The following is a 12,605-nucleotide window of genomic DNA, read 5'->3' as shown; positions in this document are numbered from 1 at the left end:
TGGCCGGAACGCGTCACTTCGCGTTGCTCTCAGCCTCGATGCGGCCGAAAAAAAGAAAAGCCCCGACAAGTCGGGGCTTTTCTTTACATCAACTACTGGAGGCGCGAGCCGGAGTCGAACCGGCCTAAACGGCTTTGCAGGCCGCTGCATAACCGCTTTGCTATCGCGCCGCAAGCGGACTGGAACCTAGCTGCAGATTCTCAGATTTGTCTGGTGGGCAACCGTAAGGACCGACCCACCAAACAAAAAGGGAAGCGTTGCTTCCCCTTATGTATGGAGCGGGAGACGAGGCTCGAACTCGCGACCTCAACCTTGGCAAGGTTGCGCTCTACCAACTGAGCTACTCCCGCATTGCCCTACTTCACAACGCCTTGCACTTTTACTTCGCCAAACAACGCGTTGCTTCAAAATTTGGAGCGGGAGACGAGGCTCGAACTCGCGACCTCAACCTTGGCAAGGTTGCGCTCTACCAACTGAGCTACTCCCGCATTGTGCTGCTTTGCCCTGCTAACTGCTGCCTTATTACCGCAACTACACTCTTACTGCCACCGTCGCCTCAAACTGCGTGCATCGGAGAAACGAGATTATGGAGAATCGACCGAAACGTGTCAACCCCTTTTGCGAATGTCTTTAACCGAAAAGATTTCACTTATACGTCGGCGACGTTCGGACACGCCGCGGCCGCCAGCGCTGTCCCTCGATCGTTTTCCAGTCAGGCAACGCCGCCCCGCTCGCGGATCTGCGGCCACGCGAGTTTCATGTAATAGAGCATCGACCAGATCGTGAGGAACGCAGCCAGATAGATCAGCCACAGGCCCCACACACGCGTATCAACGTAGACTCCGCCGCCAAACGGCAACGGCCCGTAGAACAGCAGCATCGGAATCGCGACCATCTGGCACACCGTCTTGAACTTGCCGAGCGAATTCACGGCGACACTTTTCGAAGCGCCGATCTGCGCCATCCATTCACGCAGCGCCGAGATTGCAATCTCGCGTCCAACGATCACCAGCGCAATCGCCGAATCGATCCGCGCGAGTTGCACGAGCACCAGCAACGCAGCCGTCACCATCAGCTTGTCGGCGACCGGATCGAGAAACGCGCCGAACGCCGAGGTCTGATTCCATTTTCGGGCCAGAAAGCCGTCGAACCAGTCGGTGAGCGCCGCCAGAATGAAAATCGTCGCGGCCGCCAGATTGCGGTGTGCCGGGCTCATCATCATGTCGGGCAAATAAAACACGCCGACAACGAGCGGAATCAGGACGATCCGCAGCCAGGTCAGGAAAATCGGAAAATTAAACGGCATGGGCAGGCGCAGCGTCTGGCAAGGGAGATGCAATTGTGCCGTGTCACAAGGCCTGCCACAAGCAAAGCGGCGCACGGGGCCTGGCACACGCGTCACCGAAGCACCGCGTATCAGCCGCCTGTCGGGCCCCTCGCGGACACTTATTGGCCCGCCACCTGCCGCTCCTCAGGCAGCCTGGCGTACCGGGATCAGTGCAACTGCCGGTAGATCTGCTCGGCAAGCGCTTGCGAAATCCCTTCGACACTTGCCAGATCCTCGACGCTGGCCGCGACCACTCCACGCAGCCCGCCGAAGCGCGCCAACAGCCGCTGGCGCCGCTTCGCGCCCACCCCTTCAAGCTCTTCGAGCCGCGAGGTCTGGCGTGTCTTGCCGCGCTTCGCCCGCATGCCGGTGATGGCGAAACGGTGTGCCTCGTCACGGATCTGCGCGACCAGCATGAGCGCCGCGCTTTCCTTGCCGAGCTCGAGCGCCGCGCGGCCGTCGGCGAAAATCAAGGTCTCGAGGCCGACCTTGCGCCCCTCGCCCTTCGCGACACCGACCAGCATGTCGGTATCGAGACCCAGTTCGGTGAACACCTGGCGCGCGATTTCGACCTGGCCCTTGCCGCCGTCGATCAACACGATGGTCGGCAGAATGCCGCCGGCCGCCACCGGCTCCGCGGCATCCGCTGCGAGCGACGGGTCCGCGGACGCGTCGGTTTGCAATTCCGCGGCTTCGTCCGCAGCGTTCGCTGCTGCTTGCGCGACCATCTTCTCGTAGCGACGCGTGAGCACCTGGCGCATTGCCGCGTAGTCGTCGCCCGGGGTGATGCCGGTGATGTTGTAGCGGCGGTATTCGGACGACTGCATCTTGTGATGGTGATACACCACGCACGACGCCTGCGTCGCCTCGCCCATCGTGTGGCTGATGTCGAAGCACTCGATACGTAGATGCGCGAAGTCGTCGCACTCCATGCCGAGCGTATCGGTCAGCGCGCGCGTGCGGGCCTGCTGCGAGCCCTGTTCCGAGAGCAGCCGTGCGAGCGCGAGCCGCGCGTTCTGCTCGGCCATCGCGAGCCATGCGCGCCGTTGGCCTTGCGGCTGGCGCAGCACCGTCACTTTATGGCCGGCCTGCTCGATCAGCACATCGACCAGCTCGCGTGTGGAGGGCGCGTGGCTGACCACGAGCACCGGCGGGACGCGATTGCCGATGTAGTGCTGCGCGATGAACGCTTCCAGCACTTCAGATTCGATGCCGCCGGCGATTGCACGGCCCTTGCGCGGCGCCGAGGGTTCGAGTTCGGACCCGGCTGCATCATCCGCTTCGGTCTCGCCAGCCGCGTCTGCCTCGTCATCGTCCTCTTCGAGCGGCATCTCCTGAGCGATCGCGAGTGCGTCAGTTGCATCGGACGATGCGTTCGCCCCGCTTGTGGCCTCGTCAGATGCCGAACCGCCGCCGGTCGCAGCATCGATCAACAGGTCATCGTCGCCGCCCTCTTCCAGGCCGCCCTCACCGATCGTCAACGCGCTTTCCACATGCGCAGGGAAATAAGCCTTGTCGCCCAGATGCCGGCCACCGCGCACCATCGCGAGATTCACGCACACGCGCCCGCCGAGCGCGACGACCGCGAGAATATCCACGTCGCTATCGCCGCCGACTTCGATCGCCTGCTGATGCAGCACGGTCGACAGCGAACTCATCTGATTGCGCACCGCCGCGGCCTGCTCGAACTTCAGCTCACTCGCGAAGGCATGCATTTTCTGCTCGAGCTCCTTCATCACCTCGCCCTGCCGGCCGAGCAGAAAGCGTGACGCGTTGGCGACATCGCGCGCGTAATCCTCTTCGCTGATTGCCGCGACGCACGGCGCCGTACAGCGGCCGATCTGATGCAGCAGACACGGCCGCGTGCGATTGTTGAACACCGAGTCTTCGCAGGTGCGCAACTGAAACACGCGCTGCAGAATCTGGATGCTCTCGCGCACCGCCCACGCACTCGGGAACGGGCCGAAGTACTGATTCTTGCGATCCACCGAGCCGCGGTAATACGCCATGCGCGGAAACTTGTGGCCGGTCAGCTTGAGATAGGGATACGACTTGTCGTCGCGAAACAGAATGTTGTAACGCGGCGCCAGCGCCTTGATCAGATTATTTTCGAGCAGCAGCGCTTCGGCCTCCGAGCGCGTGACGGTCGTCTCGACGCGCGCGATGCGCGTCACCATCATCGCGATGCGCGGCGACAGTTGGGTCTTCGTGAAATAACTCGAGACGCGCTTCTTGAGATCGCGCGCCTTGCCCACGTATAGCACCGCGCCCTGCGTATCGTAATAGCGATAGACGCCGGGCAGATGCGGCAATTGGGCGAGCAATTTTTTCGGCTCGAAAACGTCGGTTGCTTCGGGTTCGGTCATGCAGAATCGGTTGGCTGGGACAGTGTCGCGAAGCTTCTGCCCGCGTGCTGCGAGCTGAATGCCCACTTAGGCGCGGAACCGCGGACGCGTGCTTTAGAATCGCCAGTTTAGAGCATTCCGCGTGCGTTCGAACCCTGCTGCATCGAGCGGCGTGATGCACCGGTGTAAGCCGGCGGCTGAACCTGATTGCATCGCCCGCCGGCAAGGCCCTGCAGAACCCGACCACGCCACCCGTCCCACTCTGCGACTCACGCCACCATGTCCTCCGCTACGCCCCCTGCCGAACAACCTGCCGCCGCGCCCACGGCAATCGCTTGCGATATCTTTTGCGCGGTAATCGACAATTTCGGCGATATCGGCGTGTGCTGGCGTCTCGCGCAGCAACTGGCGAGCGAACACGGCTGGCAGGTGCGTGTGTTCGTCGACGATCTGCATGCGTTCCAGATGCTGTGCCCGTCGCTGGCGCTGGATCGCGCGCGTCAGGCGGTTGGCGGCATCGTCATTGAACACTGGCACGAACCGGCCCACGCGGGCGACACGCTTGAAGTGGCTGACGTCGTAATCGAGGCATTCGCCTGCGAGTTGCCGCCGATTTACGTCGCCGCGATGGCGCGGCGCGAGCGCGTGCCGGTCTGGTTCAACCTCGAATATCTGAGCGCCGAAGACTGGGTCGCGGATTTCCATCTGCGGCCATCGCCGCATCCCCGCTATCCGCTGACGAAGACCTTCTTTTTCCCAGGACTCGGCCCCGGCACCGGCGGCGTGCTGAAGGAACGGCATCTCGACGCCGCGCGCGCGGCTTTCGAGACGTCGCAAGCGGCGCGCGAAGCGTGGTGGCTGAAGAGCACCGGCTGCGCGCCGCCACCGGCCACGGCTACGGTCGTCTCTCTGTTCGCCTACGAAAACCCCGCCGTCGACAGCCTGCTCGAGCAATGGCGGGACAGCGCCGAGCCGGTCGTTCTGCTGGTGCCGGAAGGCCGCATTTCGGGCGCGGTGGCACGCTTTTTCGACCTGCCTTCGTTTGCCGCCGGTTCACACGCCGGGCGCGGCAGCCTCAGCGTCCACGCACTCGCCTTTACCGGGCAACCCGGCTACGACACGCTGCTGTGGGCCAGCGACATCAATTTCGTGCGTGGCGAAGATTCGTTCGTGCGCGCCCAATGGGCCGCCAAACCCTTTGTCTGGCACATCTACCCCCAAGCCGACGACGCCCATCTGCCAAAGCTCGACGCAGCGCTCGCTCACTATGGCCGCACCCTGCCCGCCGATGCGCGGGACGCCCTCGCACGCTTCTGGCACGCATGGAACGGCGCGGGCCGGCCGGACTGGGCTGAATTCCAGCGCCACCGCGCAGCGCTGAAGCAACGCGCGGCCGAATGGGCCGGCGAACTGGCCAAGGTGGGCGACCTCGCCGGAAATCTGGCCTTGTTCGCAAAAAGTCAGTTAAAATAAGCGGTTATCCAACGGCCGACGACGCAAGCGCGGCCCGATCGCAGCGAGTTGCCCTGGGAAATTCATTCGGCAAATGCGCCTGGCAAACTTGTCAGACAACTCGTGAGGCGCACCCATCAGCCAGTCTGCTTGGCCTTGGCGAACCCGGCATCGAAAGATGCATGATCTGCTCCCCGCTCCGTATGTCTCCAGATGTGAGTGGTGGAAATGTCAAAAAAGGGGCGCATCCTGTCGATCGGTGCCACTCGTGTACACGCCCGCACAGGGTAAAAAGCAGGTAACGGATTGCAGGAGTTGCAGGTTTGCAACTTCGCCGCGAGTCACCGCGGCAAGCCGGCCACGCGCCACGCACTGCTCCCGGCAGATGCCGCTCCCAAGCGGCGCCGCGCCGTACAGAGTGCGAGGAGCAGCGAAGCCGCTTGCGCCGTATGCCGTTGAGCAAAAGTTGAAGCTACTTATTTCGTACAGGACAGTTTTATGAAGACCGCACAGGAACTCCGCACCGGCAACGTAGTCATGATCGGCGCAGACGCGATGGTCGTGCAAAAGGCCGAATACAACAAATCGGGCCGCAACTCCGCCGTCGTCAAGATGAAGTTCAAGAACCTGCTGACTGGCGCAGGCATGGAAAGCGTGTACAAGGCAGACGACAAGTTCGACGTCGTCGTGCTGGAGCGCAAGGAAGTCACGTACTCGTACTTCGCTGACCCGATGTACGTGTTCATGGACGCCGATTACAACCAGTTCGAAGTCGAAGGCGAAATGATGGGCGATGCCCTCCATTACCTCGAAGACGGCATGGCTTGCGAAGTCGTGTTCTACAACGAGAAAGCCATCTCGGTCGAACTGCCGACCACGCTGGTCCGCGAAATCACCTACACGGAACCGGCTGTCAAGGGCGATACGTCGTCGGGCAAGGTGTTGAAGAACGCCAAGCTGACCACCGGCTTCGAACTGCAAGTGCCGCTCTTCTGCGCCATCGGTGACAAGATCGAAATCGACACGCGTACGCACGAGTACCGCAGCCGCGCCTAAAGCGCCTGCTGCCCGAATCCTGCGCGGGAGCAAATCCGGCGTAGTGAAAAAATGGCAAAAAAAAAGCGCCCACATTGGGCGCTTTTTCTTTTTTGCGCCGCCGTGTATGGTTGAGGAAAACTTTACCGGTGATTTTCTCAAAAATGCCTGTCCGCTGCCCGTTTCTTCCGGCCTTGCGTCAAACAAACCATTGATAAGCTTAAGTAATTAGCTTTGGCACAGTCCATGCTTCTCTGGGATACGGGCCCGTAAGGCTTTATTTCCTCAACTCCGGAGATGCGGCATGAATAACGACATCGCTGAAGGCAAGTGGAAGCAAATGATCGGCAAGGCCAAGACAGCATGGGGTGAATTGACGGACGACGAGCTGACCAAGGCAGAAGGCCGCGCCGACAAATTGACTGGGCTGATCCAGGAACGATACGGTAAGACCCGCGAGCAAGCGGAACTGGAGGTAAGACGTTTCTTCGACAGCAACCGGGATTTCTGACCGGTCGAATGAAGGAAATACAAGTGCCCTGCCCACACGTTACATCGCGTCAGAGCGGGCATTCCCTGAAAGCAAAGGACCAGAACTACGTGAGTCGAATCGCCCCTTGTACCGCGTCCATGCCAATTGGCCCGCGGCTATCCTGCCGCCGTGGCCAACGCTGGCCGCGCGGTATGGCATTCGACCGGCAGTACCGGCCAGCCACCGCGCCCGTGTCGCGCGCCAGCGTATCGGCGCGGCATACCGGGCATTCCGTCCATCTAAAAAATAGCGCTCGCCATGCCACATGCCCTGATTGTTGAAGACGATCCCAATAGCCTGTCAGGCCTGTCCGCCATCCTCGCTGCCGACGGCTTCTCCGTCGACACCGCGACCACTATCGCCGAGGCCCGGGCGGCACTGACGCGCTTCATCCCCGACGTCGTGCTGGTCGATTTGAATCTGCCGGACGGCAGCGGGCTCGATGTGTTGCAGCACCTGCCCGCGCACCCGCCCGGCGGCGCCTTGCCCGTGATTGTGATGACCGGCAACGCGACGGTGGAGAGCGCGATCGAGGGTCTGCGGCACGGCATCTGGGACTATCTGCTCAAACCGGTCAACATCCCGCGTCTGCGCAGTCTGCTCGCCCGGATTCCGCGTCCCTACGAGCTGACCGAAGAAGTCCAGACATTGCGCGCGTCGCTACGTCAACTCGGTCGTTTCGGCTCGTTACTGGGTCGCAGCGGCGCGATCCAGCATGTGTACGACACGATCGAACATATCGCGCCGACCGAAGCCGCCGTGCTGATTTCCGGCGAAGCCGGCACGGGCAAGCAACTCGCCGCGCGCACGCTGCACGACATGAGCCGGCGCCGCAAAGGGCCGTTTGTCACGTTCGACTGCCGCACGGCGGGTAGCGTCGCGGCGCATCGCTCGCTCGACAGCCTGCTGTTCGGCCACGAGCGCGGCGCGTTTGGTGGTGCCGAGCAACGCGAACCGGGCCTGTTCGAGCAGGTCAGCGGCGGCACGCTGTTCATCGACGAAATCGCCGAACTGCCGCGCGCCCAGCAGGAAGCGCTGCTGCGCGCGCTCGATTCGCAGACCTTCATGCGGGTTGGTGGCACGAATCAGGTAGTGACCGACTTCCGGCTGATCGCCTCGACGCGGAAAAATCCACGCGCGGCGGTCGCCGACGGCAGCTTGCACGAAGACCTCGCGCTGCGTCTCGAAGCGGCCGCCGTCACGTTGCCGCCGTTGCGCGAGCGCGGCGAAGATCCGGCGCTGATTGCGCAAGCTGTTGTCGACGAACTGAATCACGAAGCGATCGCGCGCGGCACCGCGGAAGTCACCAAGCACGTCGGGCCGAATTTCCTGCGCGAGTGCCTTTCGTACGAATGGCCGGGCAATGCGCGCGAGTTGCAGGATCGTGTACGCCGGGCCTATCACGCGTCAGGCGACGTGCTGGAATCGTTGCGTGCCGATGAAGCGGGCTCGGTCAACGGGCGCGATCTGAACGGCAGCCGCGTGCAGGTCACCGTCGGCACGCCGCTCGCGGACGTCGAGGAAATGCTGATTCGCGCGACGCTCGATGCCGTCGGCGGCACGCGCCATCGCGCGGCCTCGCTGCTGGGCATCAGTCCGAAGACGCTGTACAACAAGCTGCAACGGATGCGGTTGAACTGAATGGCCGAGGCCGGCTTCGCGGCTGGCCAGGCTTGAATAGAAAACGGCGCCTGAAAAAGGCGCCGTTTTTTTGCTCGATGCAAACGCTTTGGCTACTGACCAGTTGCCTACCGGTCGCTCATGCAAACGCGCTGCGCAACAAGGCCTGCGCTTGCAGATACTGCGGCTCGGCTACGAGCTTGCTCCACTTCAGCGCCTTGCCGCGCGGCCGCATGCGCTTAAGCCGCTGCTGCGATTCTTTGGACGGCGTGAAACGCAGTGCGTCCAACACTTTCTCCGCTTCGTCCGGCTGATTGCAGATCAGCACCATGTCGCAACCGGCCTGCAGCGCGGCGCTCGCGCCTTCCGTCAGCGTGCCACCCTGGCGCGCGGCTTCCATCGAGAGATCGTCGCTGAAGACAGCGCCTTCGAAACGCAATTTTTTGCGCAGGATGTCCTGCAGCCAGACACGCGAGAAACCCGCCGGCTTCGAGTCGACCTGAGGATAAACCACATGTGCGGGCAGCACGGCCCCGAGCGACACGCCAAGCCAATCGTACGGCGCCACGTCCTCGCGCAGGATCTCGTCGAGCGCGCGGTCGTCGACCGGGACCGCAACGTGGGAGTCCGCCTGCGCGAAACCGTGCCCTGGGAAATGCTTGCCGCAATTGCTCATGCCGGCCAATGCGAGGCCGTGGTTGAGACTCTTCGCCAGCAAGGTCACGACGCGCGGATCGCGATGGAACGAGCGATCGCCGATCACCTGCGACTGACCGTAATTCAGATCGAGCACCGGCGTAAAACTCATATCGATACCGCACGCGCGCAATTCGGCCGCGAGGATATAGCCGACCGCGGTCGTCACCTTCGTGGCGTGCAGCACGTCGCTATCCCACAGCGCGCCGAGCTTGCCCATCGCCGGCAGCACCGTGAAGCCGTCAGTGCGAAAACGCTGCACGCGGCCGCCTTCGTGGTCGACGGCAATCAGCAGATCGTCGCGAATCGCGCGGATCGAATCGGTCAGCGCGATCAATTGCGCGCGGCTCTCGTAATGGCGCGCGAACAGAATCACGCCGCCGGTCATCGGATGGGCAAGGCGGCGTTTGTCGTCGTGGTTCAGCGTTGTGCCGACCACGTCGAGCATGACCGGTCCGGGAGTGGTTTTCATCGAATTCCGCTAGAAAAAAGCCTGGAGCAAAGAGAGACTCGGCCGACGTGCGCCGCGTTCAAGATATTTTTATTCGTCGCTGGCCGGCGCGTGGGGAGAGTCCGATCCTCGCAAGCCATCCCCAGTTTCGGCGATCACGAACGACACGGCATAATCGCGTTCGTCGCTGATCGTCACACGTGCCGTGATGCCGCGCGCGTCGAGCCATTCGGCCAGTTCACCCGACGCAACCACCATCGGCTCGCCGCTTGGTTTGTTGAGCGTTTGCAACGCGCGCCAGGTCATCGGCCAGCGCATGCCGAGGCCGATCGCTTTCGAGAATGCTTCTTTGGCCGAGAACCGTGTGGCGAGAAAGGCGAGTCCACGCGCCGCCGAACGCGCGTGGCGCGCGTGATAAACGCGCAGCTCGTCCGGGCCGAGCACCTTCTCGGCGAAGCGGCCGTTGGTGCGTGTCATCACCGCGGCCACGCGGCTGACCTGAACGATATCCGTGCCAATGCCGTAGATCGTCATGGCGCCGCCGCGGCCTTAAGCGCTTGCGCCGAGACGGGCGGCGACCATGATCGCCTTCATCTCGCGCACCGCGTTGTCCCAGCCGGCGAAGATCGCATGCGCGACGATCGCGTGGCCGATATTCAGTTCGACGATACCTTCGATCGCGGCGATCTGCTGAACGTTGGTGTAGTGCAGGCCGTGGCCCGCATTGACCTTGATGCCAAGCGTTGCGCCGAACTCGACGGCACGCACCACGCGCTCATATTCGCGCTGCTGCTCGACGGGATCGTGTGCTTCCGCATAGCGGCCGGTGTGCAGTTCGATCACCGGTGCGCCCGCTTCGTGCGCGGCTCGGATTTGCGTTTCGTCCGGATCGATGAAGAGCGACACGCGCGAGTTCACTGCGGCGAGTTGCCTGCATGCGGCACGCACCGCTTCGAACTGGCCGGCAACGTCGAGGCCGCCTTCGGTCGTCAGCTCCTGACGCTTTTCCGGCACGAGGCAAACGTCGTGCGGCTGCACTTCACACGCAATGTCGAGCATCTCCTGCGTGACCGCGCATTCCAGATTCATGCGCGTTTTCAACAGCGGCCGCAGCTTGCGCACGTCGGCATCGACGATATGGCGGCGGTCTTCACGCAGATGCAACGTGATCACATCGGCGCCGGCCTCTTCGGCCATCAACGCGGCGCGGATCGGATCGGGATAAGAGGTGCCGCGCGCGTTGCGCAGCGTGGCGACGTGATCGATGTTCACGCCCAGGTCAATCACATTCGGCGACGTAAGAAAGAAGCTCATAAGTTCTGCAAGTCGATCAGTATCTGGCGCGTCGCGAGCGGCGTGCCGCCAAGGTAAGTGTTGAGCAGAAAGCGCATCAGCGTTTTGCTTTGCGCCACTGTCTGCGCTCGATGGTAATCGTCCTTTTCCATATCGAGCAAGGTCTGTCCGGCGATTACCGGCCAAAGCGCTGGCAGATCGTCGGAGGCTTCGCGCACGCCCCGCTCCGGATCGAACACGTAGCGGCCTTCGGCCTGCACCGCTTTGCGCGCAACGGTGCGATCGAGCGCCATCGCATAACCGGTTTCGCGCAGCAGCACGCGCTCGAACGAACGTAGCACCTGCACGGGCGGTTCGTCATGCGCGAGGCGCGTCATCGTAACGACGTAGTGATGGAACAGTTGCGGATGCGGATCTTCGCGCGCGCAGAATTTGACCATCAATTCGTTGACATAGAAACCGCAAAGCAGCGCGCCACCAGCTAAAGGCAACATGCCGCCGACCCATTCGGCGCCGGTCAGCGTGCGCACTTCGGATTTGCCGGTCCATGACAACGCAAGCGGTTGGAAGGTCTGCAACACGCCGCGCAAAGCGGAATGCGGACGCTTCGCGCCCTTCGCGACGAGCGCGAGACGGCCATGATCGCGCGACAGCACGTCGATGATCAGACTGGTTTCACGGTAGGGATAGCTGTGCAGGACGAAAGCTGGTTGCTCCGCGATCCGGTAATCGGAAGCGGAGGTACGCGGCGCGCGGCGTACCGGCGCTTTGCGCGGCTCGCCTTCGGCGCCCTGAACAGCCTGAGCGCTTTTGGCACCCGATGAGGATTTTTTGGTACTGCGAGCGGGTTTGGATGGCTCGCGTGCCGGCGCTGCCGGCTCCGAGTTGTCCGGGTCAGCGTCGGAATTCAGCGTCATCCACGCGTCATTCGTACCCATACGCGCGGAGTCCAGCCTCGTTATCAGCCCAGCCGCTCTTCACCTTGATGAAGGTTTCCAGATACACCGGGCCGTCGAACAGTTTTTCCATATCGAGGCGGGCTTCAGTGCTGATCTGCTTCAGCTTGGCACCCTTCTGGCCGATGATCATCGCCTTTTGCGTATCGCGTTCCACCAGGATGGTCGCAAAAATGCGGCGCAGACGCCCTTCTGTCTCGAACTTGTCGATCAGAACGGTGCTCGTGTACGGCAGTTCATCGCCCGTCCAGCGGAACACTTTTTCGCGCAGGATTTCGGCGGCAAGAAAACGCTCGCTACGATCGGTCAGGTCGTCTTCGCCGTAGATCGGCGTGCCTTCCGGCAGGAACGGCTTGATCGTCGCCATCAGACGCTTGATGTCGTCCGGATTCTTCGCCGACAGCGGCACGATCTCGTTGAACTGGCGCAACGCGGCCACCTGCTGCATGAACGGGAACAGCGAATCCTTATCCGACACGCGATCGAGCTTGTTCGCGATCAGCAGCGTGGGCACCGACGGCGGGATCAGATCGAGCACCTTCTGGTCGTCCGGGCCGAAGCGGCCGGCTTCGATCACGAACAGGATCGCGTCGACCGAACTCAGCGTGGACGTGACCGCGCGGTTGAGCGAACGGTTCAGCGCGCCGCTGTGCTTGGTCTGGAAACCCGGCGTGTCGACGAAGATGTACTGCGCGTCTTCAAGCGTATGGATGCCGGTGATGCGGTGGCGCGTGGTCTGCGCCTTGCGCGACGTGATACTGACTTTCTGGCCGACCAGCGCGTTCATCAGCGTGGACTTACCGACGTTAGGGCGGCCGACGATCGCGACCATGCCGCAGCGAAAACCAGTGGGAGTGGGAGCGTTCATATTCGGGCTACGGCAAGTTCAGATCGACGC

The 12,605-nt window shown here is 62.4% G+C and carries 11 protein-coding genes and 3 tRNA genes; 4 read left to right on the top strand and 10 right to left on the bottom strand.

Annotated elements, in window-relative coordinates; translation table 11 throughout:
• Positions 1-96 precede the first annotated feature (96 nt).
• The 5 genes from ACUN0E_RS25500 to uvrC form a co-directional block, all read right to left on the bottom strand.
• Positions 97-170: transfer RNA gene (locus tag ACUN0E_RS25500), tRNA-Cys, on the bottom strand.
• A gap of 104 nt (positions 171-274) precedes the next feature.
• Positions 275-350, bottom strand: a tRNA-Gly gene (locus ACUN0E_RS25495).
• A gap of 62 nt (positions 351-412) precedes the next feature.
• Positions 413-488: transfer RNA gene (locus ACUN0E_RS25490), tRNA-Gly, on the bottom strand.
• 224 nt (positions 489-712) lie between these two features.
• Positions 713-1,306, bottom strand: coding sequence for a CDP-diacylglycerol--glycerol-3-phosphate 3-phosphatidyltransferase (gene pgsA, locus ACUN0E_RS25485; RefSeq protein ID WP_325046140.1), 594 nt, complete (start codon positions 1,304-1,306; stop codon positions 713-715).
• Positions 1,307-1,494: 188 nt separating this feature from the next.
• Positions 1,495-3,693: an excinuclease ABC subunit UvrC gene (uvrC, locus tag ACUN0E_RS25480; RefSeq protein ID WP_445568323.1), complete on the bottom strand. Its 2,199-nt coding sequence runs from the start codon at positions 3,691-3,693 to the stop codon at positions 1,495-1,497.
• A gap of 258 nt (positions 3,694-3,951) precedes the next feature.
• Here uvrC and earP point away from each other — a divergent pair, with 258 nt between their 5' ends.
• The 4 genes from earP (at position 3,952) to ACUN0E_RS25460 (ending at position 8,332) form a co-directional block, all read left to right on the top strand.
• Positions 3,952-5,145 carry an elongation factor P maturation arginine rhamnosyltransferase EarP gene (gene earP, locus ACUN0E_RS25475; RefSeq protein WP_408388645.1) on the top strand — a complete coding sequence of 398 codons (1,194 nt, stop codon included), beginning with the start codon at positions 3,952-3,954 and terminating at the stop codon, positions 5,143-5,145.
• Between the two features lie 477 nt (positions 5,146-5,622).
• Positions 5,623-6,180 (top strand): elongation factor P, encoded by a 558-nt coding sequence (gene efp, locus ACUN0E_RS25470; protein ID WP_408222182.1) that lies wholly within the window; start codon positions 5,623-5,625, stop codon positions 6,178-6,180.
• 283 nt (positions 6,181-6,463) lie between these two features.
• Positions 6,464-6,670, top strand: a complete 207-nt coding sequence (locus tag ACUN0E_RS25465) for a CsbD family protein (protein ID WP_408222184.1) — start codon at positions 6,464-6,466, stop codon at positions 6,668-6,670.
• 279 nt (positions 6,671-6,949) lie between these two features.
• Positions 6,950-8,332: a sigma-54-dependent transcriptional regulator gene (locus ACUN0E_RS25460; RefSeq protein ID WP_445568322.1), complete on the top strand. Its 1,383-nt coding sequence runs from the start codon at positions 6,950-6,952 to the stop codon at positions 8,330-8,332.
• Between the two features lie 118 nt (positions 8,333-8,450).
• On the opposite strand, the gene nagZ is transcribed toward ACUN0E_RS25460, so the two are convergent.
• The 5 genes from nagZ to era form a co-directional block, all read right to left on the bottom strand.
• Positions 8,451-9,479 carry a beta-N-acetylhexosaminidase gene (nagZ, locus tag ACUN0E_RS25455; protein ID WP_408334009.1) on the bottom strand — a complete coding sequence of 343 codons (1,029 nt, stop codon included), beginning with the start codon at positions 9,477-9,479 and terminating at the stop codon, positions 8,451-8,453.
• Between the two features lie 69 nt (positions 9,480-9,548).
• Positions 9,549-9,992, bottom strand: a complete 444-nt coding sequence (acpS, locus tag ACUN0E_RS25450) for a holo-ACP synthase (RefSeq protein WP_445568321.1) — start codon at positions 9,990-9,992, stop codon at positions 9,549-9,551.
• Between the two features lie 15 nt (positions 9,993-10,007).
• Positions 10,008-10,772 carry a pyridoxine 5'-phosphate synthase gene (gene pdxJ / locus ACUN0E_RS25445; RefSeq protein ID WP_445568320.1) on the bottom strand — a complete coding sequence of 255 codons (765 nt, stop codon included), beginning with the start codon at positions 10,770-10,772 and terminating at the stop codon, positions 10,008-10,010.
• On the bottom strand, positions 10,769-11,689 hold the full coding sequence (gene recO, locus ACUN0E_RS25440) for a DNA repair protein RecO (protein WP_445568319.1): 921 nt from the start codon (positions 11,687-11,689) through the stop codon (positions 10,769-10,771). Before recO ends, pdxJ begins: the two co-directional genes overlap by 4 nt.
• On the bottom strand, positions 11,676-12,575 hold the full coding sequence (gene era / locus ACUN0E_RS25435; RefSeq protein WP_408334003.1) for a GTPase Era: 900 nt from the start codon (positions 12,573-12,575) through the stop codon (positions 11,676-11,678). Before era ends, recO begins: the two co-directional genes overlap by 14 nt.
• Positions 12,576-12,605 lie beyond the last annotated feature (30 nt).

This window comes from Paraburkholderia sp. D1E, assembly GCF_052682275.1.
The sequence above is the reverse complement of the archived record's forward strand: the minus strand, read 5'-3'. Positions and strand labels throughout refer to the sequence as shown.